This is a genomic window from Photobacterium damselae (assembly GCF_003026815.1).
Classification (GTDB): domain Bacteria; phylum Pseudomonadota; class Gammaproteobacteria; order Enterobacterales; family Vibrionaceae; genus Photobacterium; species Photobacterium damselae.
In genome coordinates, this window is the sequence record NZ_PYOG01000005.1 from 1 (window position 1) to 20,385 (window position 20,385).

Consider the following 20,385-nt stretch of genomic DNA (forward strand, 5'->3'; position numbering starts at 1 on the left):
TTCATTATCAGTCATGGTTAACAACATCCACAGGCTCCAAAACAGCAAAGAAAAAGCGTCTTTTGAAGTTAGTTCAACATGACATTTCAATCTGGCTCAAACATGACATTTCTAAATGGGACTTACAACCTTAGTGCGCATTATGTATATTATGTTAAATAAGATATCCAAGTTAATATAATCCAAGTCATATCTTTATAGATAACACCTTGTCTGCTCTACTCTTTAGTATGGATAGTTTGAAAATAAGGGCTATTTAACAGTATTGGCAATTTACCATAAAATAGGTAATTTACATTTAAATTTAAGCTCTGCAGCAAATGTTCAGTTTGCTTAGTTCTTCAATTTATCTGCAAATTACCAAAGAAAAAAGATCATCTTTCAATGATCTTTTTTCTATCGATTGGCCTTTGCTAATTCGCAACGATGTGCTGGTACTTTTGTAGAATTGATGTGAGTTCTGAGCCTCGAATGGGTTTCGGTAAAAACTCATTCATGCCAGCTTCGTGATATTCTATTTGGTCTTGTTTCATTACATTTGCAGTTAAAGCAATAATTGGGATTTCAATTCCTTCACTACGAACAATTCGAGTGGCTTCCACACCATCGACTAATGGCATTGAAACATCCATAAAGACCAAATCAAATTTCTTGTGTCCATGACGAATTGCTTCAAGAGCTTCTTCACCATTATTGACGATGTGAACTTTATGACCTCTTTTCTCTAACATCAATCGAGCAACCATCTGGTTTGTGATGCTGTCTTCGGCCAGTAAAATATTCAAGCATCGGTTTGATGGCGGATATTGTTCAGGTTCATCAACCTCAATCGTCATCAACGGAATCACAATTGGTAAAATCACTTTAAAGCAACTGCCAATACCCAAGGAACTATCAAGTTCAATCTTACCGTTCATTTTAGAAATGAGATGTTTACTGATCGCCAGACCTAAACCTGTACCGCCATACTTACGCGTTATACTACTATCGGCCTGATGAAATGGATGAAACAAATTATTCTGTGCTTGTTTAGCTATACCAATTCCGGTATCTATTACTGAAATTTCAATATTATCTTCGACACGTCGCGCTAGAACTCGAACCGAGCCAGTACTGGTAAACTTGATTGCATTACCAATAAGGTTAAACATGATTTGAGCAATACGATTTTTATCACCACAGATAACACTTGGTACTGTTTGATCTATCTCAGCTTGAAGCAAAATGTTTTTATTACGAGCTTGCTCAGATAATTGATTAACAACCAAATTAATGCAATCTGTAATACTCATCTCACCGTTTGTTAGTTCAAAATTACCTGACTCAATTTTAGATAAATCTAAGATATCATTGATAATAGTAAGAAGTAGCTGAGCCGATTGATCCATCTGCTTAACCCACTCCATCTGTTCTTGGCGCAGACCGGAATCGGCTAAAGTATCCATTAAACCTAACACGGCATTTAATGGTGTTCGAATTTCGTGGCTCATCATGGCAAGAAATTGCGACTTCGCACTGTTAGCACTTTCGGCTTGTTTTCTTGCTTCTTGGAGATCAAACAGACGCTTCTTACGAGCCGTGATATTTTTTGATGTACCGCGGTATCCTAAAAAGTGATCGTTCTTATCGAAATATGGTGTCCCTGTGAATGTGATCCATAAGCCCCCTTCAGATTCAGGCAACTGCCATTCGAAATCTTCAAAAGGTTCTTGTTGCTCGCATTTCTCTTTTAACTTTTGTTTTAGTTCGGGCTGATCGCGGAAAATATCTAATATGTTAGTCTGATCAATCATATGACCAGCAAGTTGTGGTGACGAAATATAAGTAAAGTTAAACGCAGTATCTATTTCCCAAAACCAATCACCAACCGTTTTTGCAAAGTCTTTAAACCGTTGCTGGCTATGAATTAACTCTTGGGTTCTTGCTGTAACTAACGATTGAAGTCTTTCACGATAATCAATATCGATGATGGCACGTTCAACTAATGGTCGTAAACGATCTAACACTCGTCGACATTTAGGCGTGAATTGTCCTTTCTCTGAATGCAAAAAGATAAGCAATGCATCACCAGAACTAACCTTCACCCCTGTCACTAAAGCGGATTTGCAGTATCTTAAATAATCAGGAGGCAGAGATTGAAACTCTTCAACAGCTTCTGGATTAAACAGAGCTACGCTCTCACCATTGATGCAACGACTGAAAGTGCTAAATACCGGCCAAACAGATCCTTCAAACAAATAATTAGTACTAACAAGTTCTTGTATCGGTGCAATTTCATCTTCACGAGTTAAGACAATAGCGTTTTCAAAGAAAATAAACTTGCGAATAACTTCTAGTAAACTATTGAAAACCTGACGTTTATTGTTGGCTCCTGCCATTGCTGATACGCCAGCAAGAATGGCTTCGTTCTCATCTCTTAATTGTGATTCACGTTCCTGACTTCGAAGTAAATCTAGTATGGTTTCCTGTAATTTTTCGGATTCAAAACTTGGCATACTATCAATCCCTATGGAACAGAACGGCAGAAATCATAAGGTTGCCATGAGCATTTTCACCACCCACAAACTGACCTTGTTCACCAAAAGTAAATGGACAAACAAATGGTGCGTTATGCATGGCAATGTTGACGTATTTAGCCACATCTTTCATGCGATCTTTTACTTTCAGCATACAACCGGCACAGTAAATGGTGATCCCTCCAATAGGATCGAGTCGGTTTGAACGGCTAATATCGTAAGCTGAGTTAATTACGCGACCAGCTCGAGTCACAAGTCGCTCAACAGTACCTTCCATAAAGTAAAGAACTTCACCTTCATTTACTTGGGCAAACAGTTCGATACCTCGTTGCTCAGTAACTCGTAATGGATGCGCTAATTTAAAATATGGCAGATCATGCACAGTTCCTGCAATTCGCCCCAAAGGATTTAAACTACTTTCACTGACAATACTATCGTTAATGGCTAACGTTTTTCCCAACCATTCTTGGTAAACATCCATTGCAGGTCGACCATCCAGTTCGATAACTTCTCGGCCTTCAACTCGCGTAGCAATAGCGGATAACCCAGAACTGGCATACCCAGAGTGAAATGAATAACTTACTTGGCATGAAGGATAAAATACCACTATCCCTACACCTTTTTGAGCTATTTGATGATGGGTAAACAGATTCCATTGACCTGCAACGAGATCATCAGCCGCACTGCCCCCAATGATTGGAACTGCGCCCCCAACTTCACTTTCGATACCGCTGATCACTTCTTCTTCATGACCTGGCGTCGCATGTAATAAAATCAAGGCAGGCAATTCGCCAGGTCTACCACTATTTTCAATAGCTCGAAGTACTGCTTGGCGCGCCATATCCTTTGGACTTTGGTTAGTTGAAACAATCGCTGAGCCATAAGCGCCGTAATGATCCGATACTGACCAAAGCGCAATTCCTTGATCTGAGATATACCCTTCGTCAGTCATAATCCCTTGGCATGAGCTACAAGCTAAAATTTGAGCATCTGGATATTCTTCTGATAACGCATTACGTAGCAATACGACATCATAATGTTCTGAAAAGTATGCCAATACCAATTGAGGTTTAAACACTTTCGTTGTTAAAGAATCAATCGCCTCTCGAATGGCTAAATTGGTATCGGAATGAGATGAAAAGCTTGTTGCTATATCCATATGATCATATTTCTTGTCAGCTGATACAGTAATAATAGACATTTTTAGTGTTACAATCAGCTATCAATTTGTGAATTTATGGTTATTTGATTAATGTCTGATAAGTTTTGGTCATTATTTAGTAGTATCGGCAAAAAATTTAGTCATGATAGGGACATAATGACAGGAAAAGTTTATTTAGTAACAGGAGGCGCTAGCGGTATTGGCCGTGGAATTTGTCTTTATTTAGCAAAGAAAAACGCGACGGTTATCGCTCTTGATATTAATGAAGATGTAGGTTTTGAGCTTGTGTCGCAAGAGCCTAGAATCCGTTTTCGTCAAGCCGATGTGACTTCAGAATCCGATATCCAAGCTGTTATAACCGATATTGAAAAAAATTTTGGTCGTTTAGATGGCTTAGTCAATAATGCGGCTATTTCTGATCCATACAATGCCCCACTTAGTGAATTAGCTATGGCTGATTGGCAACGTGTGTTAAATGTGAACTTAACTGCACCGCTATATATTAGCCAGCAATGCTTACCATTACTCAAACAATCACACGGATCTATTATCCATTTAAGCTCAACTCGTGCATCCCAATCAGAACCCAATACTGAAGCCTACAGTGCGACAAAAGGCGCTATTGTTGCACTAACACACTCTATGGCGATGAGTCTGGGGCCTGATATTCGAGTAAACTGCATTTCTCCAGGTTGGATTAATGCCAACCATTCTGAGTTAAGAGAGATTGATCATCAGCAACATCCCGTTGGCCGAGTTGGCGTGGTCGATGATATTGCAGCAATGGTGAGTTTTTTGTTAAGTGAAGAATCAGGATTCATTACAGGTCAAAACTTCACTATTGATGGTGGTATGACGAAAAAAATGATCTATAGCGAATAACTCATTTCTTCTATTTTGTCCCTCTGTATTTTCTCATAGCACAATCTAGAGTGTTCGCTACTAAAATCAAATATAAAAAAGGCTTGAAGAAAATAGTATTCTCAAGCCTTTTTTTGTAGCGATATCAGCAACTAAGATATTATTTTTTCACGGTAAAGTTAGCTGTTATATTAGAACTACCTTCGGTTATCTTAATCGCCCAAACCATAGTCTCGTGCTTACAGGCAGGAACAGTAAAACTCCCTACCCATTTGTCCTCTTTTTGCTCGAAAATAACAGGGACAGTGCCCATATTCATTGAAACACCTTCAACAATGGCAGTAGGTTTTGCTGACATATTATCAATGACAACGGTCAGTAGAGCTTCTGCTTTGGGTTGCTTTTGTGACAGCGTAACTAAAACACCTGAAGCATCTTTATCAAATAAGCACGGCTCTACGGTTAAATCACACTCTTTGGCTAATTCGCTTTTCTGTTCATGAGTTTCATAACTTACAGTACGCCATGTAAATGCTGCGATCAGTACCGTCATTAAAACTAAAATCTGAATTAAACGCCCTTTTGTTAATTTCTCTGCTGCCATTATTTTAACTCTCTTCCCATGTTACATGCTTCAAAGTTTTCATATAAATGTTGCTTAAAAGTAAACAATAGTTGAACTGTGTTCTGTCAATAAATTGTTAATTATCGTATCATTTACCAGGAAAATGTCACTATTACAAACAAATAGCAATATTTCCAAAAAGCATAATTGTGTATTTTTTGTAAATTATTCGCTTGATGTAAAGGTGATATTTTACGTTAACTTGTTGTACACACAAGGACATATGTGTAGAAAATTTAATAGTGGAAGTATGCAACATGAGCCAAATAAAACAGCTTGAGCAGAATTACAACTATACAGTGGTGCGCCAATTTACTATCGCCACGATTCTTTGGGGAATTGTGGGTATGGGTGTTGGCGTTTTAATTGCTGCGCAGTTAGTATGGCCTGCTCTAAACTTTGATACACCTTGGCTAACCTATAGCCGTCTTCGCCCATTACATACCAATGCCGTTATCTTTGCTTTTGGTACGTGTGCCCTTTTTGCCACCTCATATTATGTTGTTCAAAGAACCTGCCAGACCAATCTTTTTGGTGGCAAGTTAGCCGCATTTACCTTCTGGGGGTGGCAAGCAATCATCGTTGCCGCTGCGATTTCTCTTCCTATGGGATGGACATCAGGTAAGGAATACGCAGAACTAGAATGGCCGATCGATATCGCGATTGCCATTGTATGGGTAACCTATGCCGTCGTCTTTTTTGGAACGATAGCAAAACGAAATACCACTCACATTTATATTGCGAACTGGTTCTTCGGCGCATTTATTTTAACGGTTGCGGTACTCCATATTGTCAACAGTTTAGCCATTCCAGTTTCTATGACAAAGTCCTATTCCATTTATGCTGGGGCTGTCGATGCCATGGTTCAATGGTGGTATGGACATAATGCCGTTGGTTTTCTGTTAACCGCAGGATTTCTTGGCATGATGTACTATTTTGTACCCAAGCAAGCGGGTCGTCCGATCTATTCTTATCGTCTCTCTATTGTTCACTTTTGGGCGCTTATCTCTCTTTATATTTGGGCGGGTCCCCACCACTTGCATTACACCGCGCTGCCTGATTGGACTCAGTCTCTTGGCATGGTGATGTCTCTGATTCTGTTCGCACCATCATGGGGCGGTATGATCAACGGAATTATGACGTTATCAGGAGCATGGCATAAGCTTAGAACCGATCCGATCCTTCGCTTCTTAGTTGTGTCATTGTCGTTTTATGGCATGTCGACATTCGAAGGTCCTATGATGTCAATTAAGACGGTGAACGCCCTGTCTCACTATACCGATTGGACAATAGGACATGTTCACTCAGGTGCTTTAGGCTGGGTTGCCATGATATCCATTGGTGCCGTATACCATTTATTACCTAAGCTTTTTGGTCAAGAACGAATGTATTCGATTAAGTTGATCAACGTACATTTTTGGTTAGCAACGGTAGGAACTGTTTTATATATCGTAGCGATGTGGATATCCGGCGTGATGCAAGGCCTAATGTGGCGTGCTGTAAATACAGATGGCACCTTAACTTATAGCTTTGTTGAATCATTACAAGCCTCCTATCCTTTCTATTTTATTCGCTTTGTTGGCGGTGCAATTTTTTTAAGCGGCATGTTCTTAATGGCCTATAACGCTTACAAAACAATCTATGCACCTAAAGCAAGTCTAAAAGCAATTGAAGAGCAACCGGCATAAGGAGATACACCATGGCTAAAAATCGTCATGAAATTGTAGAAAAAAATGTCGGCTTGCTAGCAATACTGATTATCGTCGGCATTAGTTTTGGTGCTCTGGTGGAAATTACCCCATTGATGTACCAAAAACAAACCACAGAACCTGTTCAAGATTTACAGCCATACACCGCGCTACAAATGGAAGGACGAGATGTCTATATCCGTGAAGGTTGTAATGTTTGTCACAGTCAAATGATTCGACCATTCCGTTCAGAAACAGAGCGCTATGGCCATTACTCAGTAGCTGGAGAAAGTGTCTGGGAACACCCTTTTTTATGGGGTTCAAAACGTACAGGACCTGATTTAGCTCGTGTTGGCGGTCGATATTCTGATGAATGGCACTATGTTCATTTGATGGATCCAAGAGCTGTCGTACCTGAATCAAATATGCCCGCCTTTCCATGGCTCGCGGAAAACCAACTTGATGGACAGTTAACCGCAAAAAAACTGACTATCTTCAAAGACCAGTTTGGCGTGCCATACACTGACCAAGATATTCAAAATGCGCCAGAAGCCGTAAAAGGTAAAACCGAAATGGATGCATTAATTGCTTATCTTCAATCTCTTGGTCATGCAATGAAATAAAGGAGGTCAAATGGATATTGGTATTGTTCACAGCATTTGGACCGTATTTCTCTTTGTCTCTTTTATTGCCATTGTTATCTGGGCTTACAGTAAAAGACAAAAACAACGTTTTGAAGAAGCTGCAAATCTTGTCTTCATGGATGATGAACCAGAGGTTTCAGCGGGTGAAAATGACAGGAGAAAGTCATGACCACATTTTGGAGTTTATGGATAACCATCATCACGCTTGGAACCATCGCAGGTGTAGCCGCTATTTTATATTGGTGCGCTAAAGATAAGATGGGCGTTGAAGAAGGTGAAGATATGGGGCACGAGTACGATGGTATTCGCGAACTCAACAACCCTTTGCCTAAATGGTGGCTTTACATGTTTATCGCCACAATCTTATTTGGTTTACTCTACCTTGCTCTCTACCCTGGTTTGGGTAATTTCAAAGGACTCTTAGGTTGGCAAAGTTCAGATCAAACGGTCACATCAGTGTCTGACTCAAAGCAATCAATGGAGTTAGCCAAACAAAATAAGGCGATTAACCAGTATGTGAGAGAGTTAACTCAAGCCGACTCTTTTTTTGGTGAAACCTTTAAAACATTAGCTTATAGCCCTGATGGTCAACAACTCTTACCTATCAGTCAAATAGCTCAAAATCAAGATGCGCTTAAAGTTGGCCAGCGACTCTTCTTACAAAATTGTGCTCAATGCCATGGCTCTGACGCAAGAGGACAAGCCGGATTTCCTAACCTTGCCGATCATGCTTGGCTATATGGTGGAGAGGCTCAAGCTATTAAGACAACCATAATCCAAGGCCGACAAGGTGTAATGCCCGCTTGGAGTGATAGCTTAGGTGTTGAGGGGTTACAAGAAGTGACCAGCTATGTATTAAGTTTATCTGGACGTAAAGTGAATGCAAAAGAAGCCGCTGCCGGTAAGCAACGCTTTGTTGTCTGTGCCGCGTGTCATGGTACCGATGGTAAAGGTAACCCTGCTTTTGGTGCTCCTGATCTTACTGATAATATTTGGCTTTATGGCGGCTCTCGACAAGCGGTACTAGATACTATTGCTTATGGTCGTCAAGGTGTGATGCCTGCGTGGGGAGATATTCTTGGTGAAGATAAAGTACAGTTAATCTCATCTTATGTTTGGAGCTTAACCAATAACGATGATGACGATAGTAATAAATAAATCATAGGAAGAAAGCATTTGCGGGTCATCCCCGGCCCGCAAACAACACCAATCAAAGTCACCGACTGACCTTAGTTTGGTAAAAAGGAATAATTATGACAAAGCCTTGGTATAAGCAGTTTTGGCCTTGGTTCGTGTTTGCCATTCCCGCAATATCGATCATTTCTAGCTTAACTGCCGTATATATATTCTCTCAAAACAGTGTCGACTTAGTGGCTGAAGATTACTACAAAAAAGGGAAAGCCATTAACCTTGATTTAACGCGTTTACATCAAGCCCAAGCACTCAATGTTAAAGCAGAACTGTCTCTAAATCATAATGACGTTCAAATTCAACTCGATAAAGGTCAATTAACCCAATACCCAACCTTGCGCGTTACATTCTCTCATCGTACGCTGGCTGATAAAGATTTTCAGCAGATGTTAAGCCCCAATTTAAGTGGCAAATATGTGATGCAAATACCTCAATCGATTGATGGTCCATGGTTTATTGAGATAGAGCCCTTTAATGATGATTGGATGTTACAAGGACGAGTAAACATGCCAATATCAGATCCGATTTGGTTGTACGGAAAGGTTAAGGAATGACGACATTTAATTATGATGATACACACTGCTACCATTGTGGAGAAGATATTCCGCCACATTCACACTTTCAAGTCGATATCTTAGGTTCCTCTAGGGCGATGTGCTGTCCCGGTTGTGAGGCTGTTGCAACCACCATAGTACAAAGTGGCCTCTCTTCTTATTATGAGTTCCGAACGGAGCCTGCCGATAAAGCTGAACTTGTACCTGAAGAATTACAAGCCCTCACGCTTTATGATAACCATGATATTCAACAAGACTTTGTTCATCAGAAAGGCGAATTCAAAGAAGCCTTATTGTCGATCGAAGGCGTCTCATGTGCTGCTTGTGCTTGGCTAATCGAACGACAAGTCCACAAACTTCCCGGCGTCAAATCAGTTAAAGTAAATACAACAACTCATAGAGCATTATTGTGTTGGGATGAGAATCAAATCAAGCTCAGTGAAATTCTAACGCCAATTCATCAACTGGGTTACAAAGCGGCACCATTTGAAGCGGATGCACACGAACAGCAATATCATCGTGCAATGAAACAATATCTGTATCGCCTGGGGATTGCAGGGATTGCGACCATGCAAGTTATGATGTTGGCATTTGCGCTTTATTTTGAAGTATTTGGCGACCTATCACCTGAGTTTAAACAGTATTTTCGCTGGGTCAGTTTGATCTTTTCAACTCCTGTTTTACTTTATTCTGCTCTACCTTTTTACCTCAATGCTTGGCGTAACCTAAAAGCTCGTACGCTAGGAATGGATGTACCCGTTTCCATTGCCCTATTATTTGCTTATTTTGCCAGCTTATACGCTACCGTGATGGAAACAGGAGAAGTCTTTTTTGAATCCATTGCCATGTTTACCTTTTTTCTTCTCTTGGGCCGTTTTCTTGAAATGCGAGCGAGAAGACAAGCCGCGGCTGCCAGTGCCAATCTACTAAAATTAATACCTGCTATGGCTCGGTTAGCGTCGGGAGAACAAGTTGCCGCGAAAAAGCTTAAAAAAGGTGACGTTGTCACTGTGCTAGCAGGGGAAAGAATTCCAACTGATGGCAACATTGTTTCTGGTAAAAGTACCGTCAATGAATCTATGTTAACTGGCGAATCAAAGCCAATAACCAAAGAGCTAGGTGCCACTGTTTTTGCAGGCACCATCAATGGTGAAGGCATTCTTAAAGTTAAAGTTGAGAACGAAAAAAATGAGTCATTAATCTCGCAAATTGTACGGCTACAAGATGAAGCGCAGCAGTCGAAACCACAGATAGCTATCGTTGCAGATGTTGTCGCCCGTTACTTTGTTACCGCGATCTTAACCATCGCCGCTTTTACTTGGCTTTACTGGCATTTTAATCAACCTAATGATGCGCTTTGGATCACCTTAGCCGTTCTGGTTGCAACTTGTCCTTGTGCCTTATCTCTGGCAACACCAACAGCATTAACATGTTCAACCTCTTCTTTAAGTCGCCTTGGCATTTTATTGCGTCGTGAACATGTCTTAGAAACCCTTTCTAACGTCAATCGTTTGATTATCGATAAAACAGGTACCCTAACTGAGGGTAATATTCAGATCACTGAGACCCACCTCTTTACTGAACGCTATTCAATGGTGCAAATACAAGCTTATGCCGTGGGTCTAGAATTTTACTCATCCCATCCAATTGCTAGAGCTTTTCAGCAAGAAGATAACCAGCAAAAGATTCAATTTGATTCAGTAGAAAACCATGTTGGCTTTGGATTGCAAGGACATCTCGGCAACGATATTTGGCGTATTGGCAAGTATGCTTATATAACTGAGCTTAGTAATCATCATAACTCCACTAGATCGGCGCAATGTTTTACCAATATCCAGCACTACCCAGTTTGGCTATCTGTAAATGGTTTACCTATTGCTGCTTTTTCTTTATCTGATCCTATTCGCCCTTCAAGTTTTGAGTTGATAGAGCATTTTCATAATCATGGTATAAAAGTCACAATGTTAACAGGTGATCATTCAGACAACGCTCAGTCTGTAGCTCAAGCTCTAAATATTGATGAACTGATCTCCAATCAAACTCCGCAAGGGAAATTAAACTATTTAAAGTCCTTACCAAAATCAGACATTAGTTTGATGGTTGGAGATGGAGTGAACGACGCGCCGGTACTTGCAGGGGCTCATCTCTCTTTAGCTATGGGAGGAGGAACTGATATTGCTAAATCATCGGCGGATATGGTGCTATTGGGCGATAATTTACAACGTCTTCTCGATGCGCGAGCATTAGCGCAAAAAACACAGAACATTATCAAACAAAATCTTGCTTGGGCATTAGGTTATAATCTGATCATACTTCCACTGGCTGTTTGTGGTTATGTTGCACCTTATATAGCAGTTATAGGAATGTCTGCGAGTTCGCTTATCGTTGTATCAAATTCTTTAAGGTTATTAAAATAAATGGCAAGTCTTTACATATTAATACCGATAGCCATCATCTTTGTCATTATTGCTGTGGCGATATTTCTCTGGGCGGTAAAAAGCGATCAATACGATGATTTAGAGCGTCAAGGGTCGAATATTCTGTTTGAAGAAGACGAAGAAACAACTTCTAACAATAAAAATGAGTGTCATAGCGATAACAAAAATAAGGACTGTTAATAGTGGAACTAGATTTTATTGCTGCCTTTATGATTGGATTGTTAGGCTCTGGCCACTGCATTGGTATGTGTGGCGGTATGGGAGCTGCCATCACTCTTAGTATCGATAGAACCGACCATCAACGTCGCTATCTTTATCTACTATTATACAATTTTGGTCGCATAGCCTCTTACTGTTTATTAGGTGGTGTTATTGGGGCATTAGTAACAGGTGTAACAAGCTTTGGTAGCAGTAATAGTATGCTTATCGCTTTACGGCTATGTGCCAGTATGATGATGATTTTACTCGCATGTTATATAGGCGGTTGGTGGTTTGGTCTTACTTTCTTGGAAAAACAAGGTCAAAAAATTTGGCGTTATATTGCGCCAATAACCGGTCGTTTACTGCCCTTGAAATCGCCTATTTATGCATTACCTTTAGGATTTTTATGGGGATGGCTTCCATGTGGGCTGGTTTATTCTGCACTCACATGGGCAGCCGTTTCGGGAAGTGCCTTAAACGGTTCGAGTATAATGCTAGCCTTTGGTTTAGGAACATTACCGGCATTACTTCTGGTTGGTTTCATGGCTGATACCGTAAAATCCGTTTTAAAAAATCGCTACATTAAACACGCAAGTGCCCTACTTTTGTTGTTTTACGGTATACAAACTGGTTACATTGCAATCAAACAATTGATGTAAGGATTTTTAATACTCGTCATAATGATTCATAATGTGTTAAAATATTGACCTACATCAAATTGGTTAGACAGGCTTATGATTTCAGACAAACTTACACCCAAGAGAATTCAGTCAGGCGGATGTGCGATCCACTGTCAGGATTGTAGTATCAGTCAGTTGTGTATTCCATTCACACTGAATGAGTCTGAGTTAGATCAATTGGATCAGATCATCGAACGCAAAAAGCCTATTCAGAAGGGTCAAGAGCTGTTTAAAGCTGGTGACGAACTGAAATCACTTTATGCTATTCGTTCTGGTACTATCAAAAGTTACACCATCACAGAACAAGGTGATGAACAGATTACCGCTTTCCACTTAGCCGGAGATCTGGTTGGCTTTGATGCTATCAACGAAATGCAACACCCTAGTTTTGCTCAATCTTTAGAGACTTCTATGGTGTGTGAAATTCCTTTTGAAATTTTAGATGATCTGTCTGGCAAAATGCCAAAGCTGCGTCAGCAAATTATGCGCTTAATGAGTAGCGAAATTAAAGGCGACCAAGAGATGATCCTTCTGCTTTCGAAAAAGAATGCAGAAGAACGTTTAGCTGCATTTTTATACAATTTATCACTACGATTCTCTCAGCGTGGTTTTTCACCTCGTGAATTTCGTCTAACTATGACTCGTGGTGATATCGGTAACTACCTAGGTTTAACGGTTGAAACCATCAGTCGTCTATTAGGTCGTTTCCAGAAATCAGGTATGCTCAGCGTTAAAGGTAAATACATTACCATCTTAGATCATGAAGAAATGGCGCGACTAGCTGGTGTAAGCAAAAACAACAACATCTAACTTAGATACCCTGTTATTTTGCAAAAAGAAGTGATATGACCTTTGCGTTATATCACTTTTTTTGTATCTAACGGATAGAAATACTCCCTTTATGCTCAGTGTTAGAGTAAAGTGATGGTAAAGGAATAATGTTAATAACTTGATTTTTAACATCATATTTAGGTCGCGACACTCAAAAACTCGACTATATTTAATGTAGTGAAGCGCCTGCAGATTACACAAGGCAACTTACAATCTGTATTAGTGTTACCAGAACTATGGATTGTTTAAGGGGGCATAATGAAAAAGTACAAAAATATTCTTGTGGTAGCCGATCCTAATCAGGACTACCAACCAGCGCTTGTTCGCGCGGCTTATCTTGCTAAGCATTCTGAAAATGCAAAGATCACCCTATTTCTTGCCATTTATGACTTCTCTTATGAGATGACTTCTATGTTGTCTGCCGATGAGCGTATTGCTATGCGACGCGGTGTTGTTATGCAACGAGAAGAGTGGCTAAAAGAGATTATTAAGCCGTATGAAAGTGACTCTTATGAGATCGCAATTTCTGTTGTTTGGCATAATCGTCCATACGAGGCTGTGATTGCAGAAGTCTTTAGTCAAGATATTGAGCTATTGATTAAAGCAACCCACAATCACGATACACTTGGCTCTGTGATTTTTACACCAACCGATTGGCACCTTCTTCGTAAATGTCCATGCCCTGTTCTTCTAGTAAAAGATCAGGAATGGCAACCAAATGGAAAAGTGCTCGCTTGTGTAAACCTTGCTGCTGATAATGAAACCCATGAAGAACTCAATGATAATATTATTGATGAAGCAAATCGTTTTGCCCATGTGCTTGAAGCAGAAGTCAATTTAGTTAACGCTTACCCATCAACACCGGTCAACATTACTATTGAACTACCAGAATTTGATCCTGCGTCATACACAGATGCGGTTCGAGGTCATCATCTAACATCAATGAAAGCACTACGCCAGAAATACGGCATTGATGAAGCGCAAACTCATGTCTTAGAAGGATTACCTGAAGATATCATTCCTCGCGTTGCAGAAGACCTTGGAGTTGAAATGGTCGTTCTTGGAACAACTGGACGTACAGGTTTATCTGCCGTGTTTATTGGTAATACAGCCGAACACACTATCGATCGATTGAATTGTGACTTATTAGCATTAAAACCAACAGGTTATATCAGTCCATTAGCACCAAATATTGAATAGATTTGATATAACGCAGCTGTAATAAAAACGCCGCAGTCCATGCGGCGTTCCTTTATAAGCTGAATTTTACCCGCTTAAAATCAATCTATCACTGCCGGTAATACCGTTGCTGCTGCATCGACAGCATCCTGTTCACTTTTAATGCCAGTTACCCATTTAGCAAATTTTGTTGCGTAGTATTCATTGTATTTTTTGTCGCAATACTTTCGGCTCAGTTTTCGTTTGTTCCACTCAGAAGCTAAAGCGACTTTGGTTTGCGTTGTCGCGCGACCATAGAGATAGGTTTCACAGATCTCCGCATTGGACATATATTGAGGATATTTTGCGACTGCACCACCACCTAATCCCAATTGAGCGGCTTGTTTAGAGCTGCACCCTATTAAGGATAGAGCGATACAAGTAGATAATAGTACGCTTTTAGGTGACACAACAATTCCCTATTCGATTTCATGAAGCGAGGTGATAATTTTAGCATAGAAAAATCACCTAACTTATCGATTACGCATTTCTCTTTGGTAAATCAATCACAAGCTCGCAAAAATAAGCACAATTGATAAGCACCTATTGCACGTCATAAGCAGTAAACGAGATCAAATTAACGTTATCTGCGGTTTTTATTTCGTTTTTTTCATAAGAATATACGACTAACTGCAAAACACACTGGAATTACTGGCTGAAATACATAAAATACCCGCCATACTTTTTGCATGTATGCCGTTTATCACAAGCGGATATACCCGCAACGGGATGCTTGGCACCATTTTACAGATAAAGAGTTTAATAATGAGCGATCAAAACGAGCTAACTAAAGCTCAACAGTACAACTTTAACAAACTGCAGAAGAAGTTACGCCGTAATGTAGGTAATGCAATCATCGACTTCAATATGATTGAAGATGGCGATCGTATTATGGTGTGTTTATCTGGTGGTAAAGACAGTTATGCGATGCTTGATATTCTTCGCAGCCTTCAGCGTAGCGCGCCAGTTAAATTTGAACTGATTGCTGTAAACCTTGACCAAAAGCAACCAGGCTTCCCAGATCATATCTTACCTGAATATCTTGATACTCTTGGCGTTGAATACAAGATTGTTAATGAAGATACTTACTCTATCGTTAAAGAGAAGATCCCTGAAGGCAAAACGACTTGTTCACTTTGTTCTCGCCTACGTCGTGGTATTTTATACCGCACAGCGAAAGAGATTGGTGCAACTAAAATTGCTCTAGGTCACCACCGTGATGACATGCTAGAGACCTTGTTCTTAAATATGTTTTATGGCGGCAAGCTAAAGAGTATGCCACCAAAGCTAGTATCTGATAATGGCGAGCATGTGGTTATTCGCCCATTAGCATACTGTCGTGAAAAAGACATCGAACGTTTTGCTGAACTAAAAGAGTTCCCGATCATTCCATGTAATCTATGTGGCTCACAACCTAACCTACAGCGTCAGGTTATTAAAGACATGCTACGTGATTGGGATCGTCGCTACCCAGGTCGTATTGAGACCATGTTTACAGCACTACAAAATGTGGTACCTTCACACCTTGCTGACTTCAATCTATTTGATTTTAAATCAGTAACTAAAGAATCTGGTACGATTGATGGTGGTGATATTGCTTTTGATAAGCAAGAGATCCCAGCAGCTCCTGTAAGCTCAGACGATGTAAACGAATTCGATCCAGGTGAAACTCTGAACGTCGTTCAAGTGCAGTAATCGCGGTAAAATTGCCATAATTTGAAAGCCATCGACTTATTCGGTGGCTTTTTTATTTCCTAATCTCAACATTAAGATTTAAGAGTTTCTTACTATTTAATAAGAACTTACCACAAACAGTTACCATTTATTATCCCTCAAGTATACAAAGCATCCGCTATAGTTAAACTAAGTCATAGTAAAGGGTGCTGAATCATGAAACTGCGTAGTATTCCTCTTGCTTTAATTGCAACCGGTCTCTTTTATTCATCCTCGGTCAATGCCATTGCTCTTACCGACAGTAAATATACTGATATTGCGGGAAGTTTAGACCCTGCTTTAAAACAAACGGTCACGTCTCATTTAAATGAATTAGCTTCAACCGAAAGCTACAACTCTGTTGGTCTTGTGATTGGTAACGGCTACTGTTCAGGTACTTGGTTGGGCAGCGATAATAGTCATAGCTACATCTTAACAGCAGCGCACTGTCTTGCAGGGTCAACAAGTAATGAATACACAGGTCAGACGGTTTCCTTCAAACTACAGGATGGTACGTTAATAGCGTCAGGAATTGCGACCAACTATTTTCATGATTACTTAAACTGCGGTTCAGATATCGCGGTAGCAAAAATCCCTAAGGTTGTTGATCCTTTAGATTCGACAGGTAACGTGATTCCCCAACCTTTTATCAACACAACTCTCGATGGGAATGAACTACACAGCGGTGTGAATTTTACAGGTTTTGGCGTTTTTGGTACGCGATCTCTTGGCCAGCTCGATTGGATTGGAAAGCGCCACGGTAAAGGTAATTTTATTGGCCTCTACTCAAACTGTTTGATCAATCGCGCAGTAGAAAATACCGATTCTTGGGCTTTTGCTTCTCCAGGCGATAGCGGTTCTGCAAGTTGGCAAGAACGAAAAGGACACCCTGTTGCGGTAGGTATTGCTTCATGGTGGTTTGGTTGGTATTGGGGCTACTCTGGTCATGCAGCTATAGGCCCTCATGGTGATTGGCTTAAGAGCGTAGTACCTGTGCTGAAAACGGTCGATGATATCCCTGATGAGCCAGTAGAGACGCAATTTGTGTTAACTGAAAAAGAGCCACTTCTAACTGACAATATTGAAAAAGATATTCGAGGTTCGGCTTACTATGTTAAAGGCGCAAATATTGTTGATGGTCCTAATCGTTATATCTGGCGTTATCCAAGAGCAACAACCTCATTTTCGGTCAACCTCACTCACCAAGAATCCAATGTTAGCTATAAAGTGTGGTTACAAGGTCAACGTAAGACTTACTGTGGCTGGGGAAAAGTCAATAACAGTGCTTGGTGTTATCCACGACCAGATCTTGGTCAACTCAAACTGAAATTTGATCAAAAAGATAATCCATCCTTGCCTATAGGTACTTACACCGGAGACTTTAGTTTTATCGCTCTTAGTCTGTACAACCGTCAGTTTCAACAAGAGATTCCAATTCAAGCAAATATCGTTATTGACCAAGAACTGCCTGCCGATGGTGAAATTACAGAGTCATCCCCTTATCTTGGTGAGCGATTGGATAAAGAGACTTATGGTACGGTTTATTATTTAGCTAAAGAGATGATTGGCGTACCTCGTCCTATTTGGAGTGGTCGCCGCGGGATCTACAAACGAATTCACATTGAACTGCAAAATACCGAAACAGGTGCAATAGAGCGTGTTGCTTTACGGAGCGAGCGAAATCTTGGTTGTGGTTGGTCAACCATGAATAATGCTGCTTATTGCTGGCGTAAAGGCCCTAATTATGGTGAGTTACGCGTCAGTTACGTTGCTGATGATAATCTTGATTTACCTATTGGAGCTTATTCTGGGGTTTTAAATGTCACCGCCAAAGGGCTACATAACAGAAGTTTTCAACGTCAATTACTGCTTAATATCAATATTGTAAAAACGGAGTAAGTTATGTCCCGTTCTCTTGTACTGACCATCTTATTTATTCTATTGGCGCTGTTTATTGGTTACCTTTTTCTTGTACCAGATGAACATAAACAGGTACAAGAGTTACAACCGAAACAAATCAAAGTGCCATTAGAGCGTTTTAGTGAAGATGATTTAGATCGAGTTATTGATCCTCCGAGTAATTTTCACCAACTACAACAAGTGACGGATACGATAGATCAACAGCTGTCTGATATTTGCGTGGAAGAGCCTAGTTTTGAACAATTAGAGCAATTTGGTACGGCAAAAAACCATCAAACATCGACACTCCCTCAATCTATAACCATCATTGATCAACCGCTTTGGCACTTTCACCCTCAACTAAAAAAAACCGTCGTGTCTGAGCAACAAATCACAGAACTGCCCGATGAAAACTATCTTGAATTGGATAGTAACTTATTGGATGCCCTAACGGTTGGTGATCAGTTGGACTTAGCGCTACCAGGTGGAGAGGCACAAACAGTAATTATTACTAATGTCAGTCAACCTCGAAGTGATCTTAAAATTGTAAAATTAGCCAATCAACAAGGTCGAAATATTGGAAATATCACTCAGTTTAACAACACCACAGAGGGTCAGATTCGATCGGATGATAATCAAGAGTATCATCTTAGAACAACCAAGCAACGAGGATGGATTGCAAGCAAAAAAGCCCTATCTCAAGTTAACGATCCCGCAGTTAAAAACAATAGTGACCCTTTTACTGATTTAATCCAATAACGGTTATAGGTCTATAAGAGATAGAGAGTTAGAACTAAACCCCTAGATATTAAAAAGCCGCCAGTATGTTCATTACTCGCGGCCTTTTGATTATGCTGCTTCAAGTGTTCGAGCTTATTTAAAACTCATTATTAGTTAAACAAGCCATACACAAACTTTTTCACCATATCGATGATCTTGCTAAAGAAACTGCCTTCGTTAACCGTTTCAAGAGCAACAAGCGGTTGTGAGGCAACATCTTTACCATCTACCGAGTAAATGACTTTACCCACTTGTTGGCCTTTTTCGATCGGAGCTTCTAACTGCCCTGTCATTTCGACGCTAGCTGTCATTTTCTTCACATCATTACGTGACAGCGTCACATAGCTAGTTTCAGCAACGCCAAGCTTAACTTGCTCTTTGTCACCCATCCAAATGCGTTCAGTCATGATTTCATCACCCGCTTTGTGCGGCGATACCGTATCAAAGAAGCGGAAACCATAATTCAACAGTTGCTTGCTTTCTGCTTGGCGGATTTTAGGGCTTTTTGTTCCCATAACCACAGCAATCAAACGCATGTCACCTTCTGTTGCTGAACTTGCTAAACTATAGCCAGCTCCACCTGTGTAACCTGTCTTCATACCATCAACATTCATACTAGAATCGTGCAGAAGGCCATTACGGTTACGTTGGGTAATGTTGTTATAAGTAAATGACTTTTCACTATATAACGGATAAATATCAGGTAAATCACGAATTAGAGCTTGGCCTAATAGTGCAATATCATAAGGCGTACTGTAAAGGTCATCATGATCAAGACCGTGAGCATTCGCAAAACGGCTATTGTTCATATTCAGCTTTTTCGCCCATGAGTTCATCAAACCAACAAAGGCATCTTGAGAACCTGCAACATGCTCAGCAATGGCGACACTCGCATCATTACCAGACTGAATAATCAAGCCTCGAAACAAATCCATCATAGGTACTTCAGCACCCACTTCGATGAACATTTTCGATGAGTCATGGAAGTTACGAGCCCATGCATTACGGCTAATAACAACCACATCATCTTTTGAGATATTGCCCTGCTTCATCTCTTGACCTGCGACGTAACTTGTCATCAACTTGGTCAAACTTGCAGGGTTTAGTTTTTCGTTAGCATTATGTTCAACTAACACGCGGCCAGTGTGATAGTCCATCAACACATAACCTTTTGCACTTAACGACGGTGCATCAGGAATCACCGATGGTGCAGCAAAGCTAGAAAAAGACAGTGAACACAATACTGATGCACTCACTGCTGAAATCAATTTAGAGGTTTTCTTCATCTTAACGCGATGTCCCTTTGGTAAATCATCAATCCAATCTGCAGGCTTATATATCCATAGCAATAGATAAACATAAATATGCAGACTGGTTGTGCCAG

19 protein-coding genes are annotated in these 20,385 nt (G+C 40.3%); 14 read left to right on the forward strand and 5 right to left on the reverse strand.

The features are described 5' to 3' along the window. Positions 1 to 413: 413 nt before the first annotated feature. Together CTN07_RS06815 and CTN07_RS06820 are read right to left on the reverse strand one after the other, a co-directional pair. Positions 414 to 2,495, reverse strand: coding sequence for an ATP-binding protein (locus tag CTN07_RS06815; protein WP_005299416.1), 2,082 nt, complete (start codon positions 2,493 to 2,495; stop codon positions 414 to 416). Positions 2,496 to 2,499: 4 nt separating this feature from the next. Continuing rightward, positions 2,500 to 3,675, reverse strand: a complete 1,176-nt coding sequence (locus CTN07_RS06820; protein WP_005299419.1) for an FIST signal transduction protein — start codon at positions 3,673 to 3,675, stop codon at positions 2,500 to 2,502. 159 nt (positions 3,676 to 3,834) lie between these two features. Here CTN07_RS06820 and CTN07_RS06825 point away from each other — a divergent pair, with 159 nt between their 5' ends. Further along, positions 3,835 to 4,560, forward strand: coding sequence for an SDR family oxidoreductase (locus tag CTN07_RS06825; RefSeq protein ID WP_036763888.1), 726 nt, complete (start codon positions 3,835 to 3,837; stop codon positions 4,558 to 4,560). A 139-nt stretch (positions 4,561 to 4,699) separates the two neighbouring features. Here the strand turns inward: CTN07_RS06825 and CTN07_RS06830 are convergent, their stop codons facing one another. Further along, positions 4,700 to 5,143 carry a hypothetical protein gene (locus tag CTN07_RS06830; RefSeq protein WP_036763890.1) on the reverse strand — a complete coding sequence of 148 codons (444 nt, stop codon included), beginning with the start codon at positions 5,141 to 5,143 and terminating at the stop codon, positions 4,700 to 4,702. Between the two features lie 278 nt (positions 5,144 to 5,421). On the opposite strand from CTN07_RS06830, the gene ccoN reads away from it, so the two are divergent. The 10 genes from ccoN to uspE all read left to right on the forward strand — a co-directional run bounded on the left by ccoN (position 5,422) and on the right by uspE (position 14,591). Beyond that, positions 5,422 to 6,852 (forward strand): cytochrome-c oxidase, cbb3-type subunit I, encoded by a 1,431-nt coding sequence (gene ccoN / locus CTN07_RS06835; RefSeq protein WP_005299425.1) that lies wholly within the window; start codon positions 5,422 to 5,424, stop codon positions 6,850 to 6,852. A gap of 11 nt (positions 6,853 to 6,863) precedes the next feature. Then, positions 6,864 to 7,475: a cytochrome-c oxidase, cbb3-type subunit II gene (ccoO, locus tag CTN07_RS06840; protein WP_005299428.1), complete on the forward strand. Its 612-nt coding sequence runs from the start codon at positions 6,864 to 6,866 to the stop codon at positions 7,473 to 7,475. A 10-nt stretch (positions 7,476 to 7,485) separates the two neighbouring features. After that, complete coding sequence (locus CTN07_RS06845; RefSeq protein WP_036763891.1) at positions 7,486 to 7,665, forward strand: cbb3-type cytochrome oxidase subunit 3; 180 nt, start codon at positions 7,486 to 7,488, stop codon at positions 7,663 to 7,665. After that, entirely contained in the window at positions 7,662 to 8,654 is a 993-nt protein-coding gene (gene ccoP / locus CTN07_RS06850) for a cytochrome-c oxidase, cbb3-type subunit III (protein ID WP_005299430.1), read from the forward strand. Before CTN07_RS06845 ends, ccoP begins: the two co-directional genes overlap by 4 nt. Before the next feature lie 95 nt (positions 8,655 to 8,749). Continuing rightward, entirely contained in the window at positions 8,750 to 9,241 is a 492-nt protein-coding gene (locus CTN07_RS06855; RefSeq protein ID WP_036763893.1) for a FixH family protein, read from the forward strand. Further along, on the forward strand, positions 9,238 to 11,658 hold the full coding sequence (locus tag CTN07_RS06860; RefSeq protein WP_005299433.1) for a heavy metal translocating P-type ATPase: 2,421 nt from the start codon (positions 9,238 to 9,240) through the stop codon (positions 11,656 to 11,658). Before CTN07_RS06855 ends, CTN07_RS06860 begins: the two co-directional genes overlap by 4 nt. Continuing rightward, the gene (gene ccoS, locus CTN07_RS06865) at positions 11,659 to 11,859 is read left to right on the forward strand and encodes a cbb3-type cytochrome oxidase assembly protein CcoS (protein ID WP_036763895.1); all 201 of its coding nucleotides are present in this window, start codon (positions 11,659 to 11,661) and stop codon (positions 11,857 to 11,859) included. A 2-nt stretch (positions 11,860 to 11,861) separates the two neighbouring features. Beyond that, positions 11,862 to 12,539 carry a sulfite exporter TauE/SafE family protein gene (locus tag CTN07_RS06870; protein ID WP_005299435.1) on the forward strand — a complete coding sequence of 226 codons (678 nt, stop codon included), beginning with the start codon at positions 11,862 to 11,864 and terminating at the stop codon, positions 12,537 to 12,539. Between the two features lie 75 nt (positions 12,540 to 12,614). Continuing rightward, on the forward strand, positions 12,615 to 13,370 hold the full coding sequence (gene fnr, locus CTN07_RS06875) for a fumarate/nitrate reduction transcriptional regulator Fnr (protein WP_036763897.1): 756 nt from the start codon (positions 12,615 to 12,617) through the stop codon (positions 13,368 to 13,370). 279 nt (positions 13,371 to 13,649) lie between these two features. Continuing rightward, on the forward strand, positions 13,650 to 14,591 hold the full coding sequence (gene uspE, locus CTN07_RS06880) for a universal stress protein UspE (protein WP_005299441.1): 942 nt from the start codon (positions 13,650 to 13,652) through the stop codon (positions 14,589 to 14,591). 80 nt (positions 14,592 to 14,671) lie between these two features. Here the strand turns inward: uspE and CTN07_RS06885 are convergent, their stop codons facing one another. Beyond that, positions 14,672 to 15,019, reverse strand: a complete 348-nt coding sequence (locus tag CTN07_RS06885; protein WP_036763900.1) for a hypothetical protein — start codon at positions 15,017 to 15,019, stop codon at positions 14,672 to 14,674. Between the two features lie 355 nt (positions 15,020 to 15,374). Here CTN07_RS06885 and ttcA point away from each other — a divergent pair, with 355 nt between their 5' ends. From ttcA to CTN07_RS06900, 3 genes are all read left to right on the forward strand, one after another. Further along, positions 15,375 to 16,304 carry a tRNA 2-thiocytidine(32) synthetase TtcA gene (ttcA, locus tag CTN07_RS06890; RefSeq protein ID WP_005299444.1) on the forward strand — a complete coding sequence of 310 codons (930 nt, stop codon included), beginning with the start codon at positions 15,375 to 15,377 and terminating at the stop codon, positions 16,302 to 16,304. Between the two features lie 195 nt (positions 16,305 to 16,499). Continuing rightward, positions 16,500 to 18,221 carry a trypsin-like serine protease gene (locus tag CTN07_RS06895; RefSeq protein WP_005299446.1) on the forward strand — a complete coding sequence of 574 codons (1,722 nt, stop codon included), beginning with the start codon at positions 16,500 to 16,502 and terminating at the stop codon, positions 18,219 to 18,221. A gap of 3 nt (positions 18,222 to 18,224) precedes the next feature. After that, the gene (locus tag CTN07_RS06900) at positions 18,225 to 18,980 is read left to right on the forward strand and encodes a protease inhibitor BamI-like protein (protein ID WP_005299449.1); all 756 of its coding nucleotides are present in this window, start codon (positions 18,225 to 18,227) and stop codon (positions 18,978 to 18,980) included. A gap of 131 nt (positions 18,981 to 19,111) precedes the next feature. Here the strand turns inward: CTN07_RS06900 and CTN07_RS06905 are convergent, their stop codons facing one another. Further along, on the reverse strand, positions 19,112 to 20,287 hold the full coding sequence (locus CTN07_RS06905; RefSeq protein WP_036763904.1) for a D-alanyl-D-alanine carboxypeptidase family protein: 1,176 nt from the start codon (positions 20,285 to 20,287) through the stop codon (positions 19,112 to 19,114). Between the last annotated feature and the right edge of the window lie 98 nt (positions 20,288 to 20,385).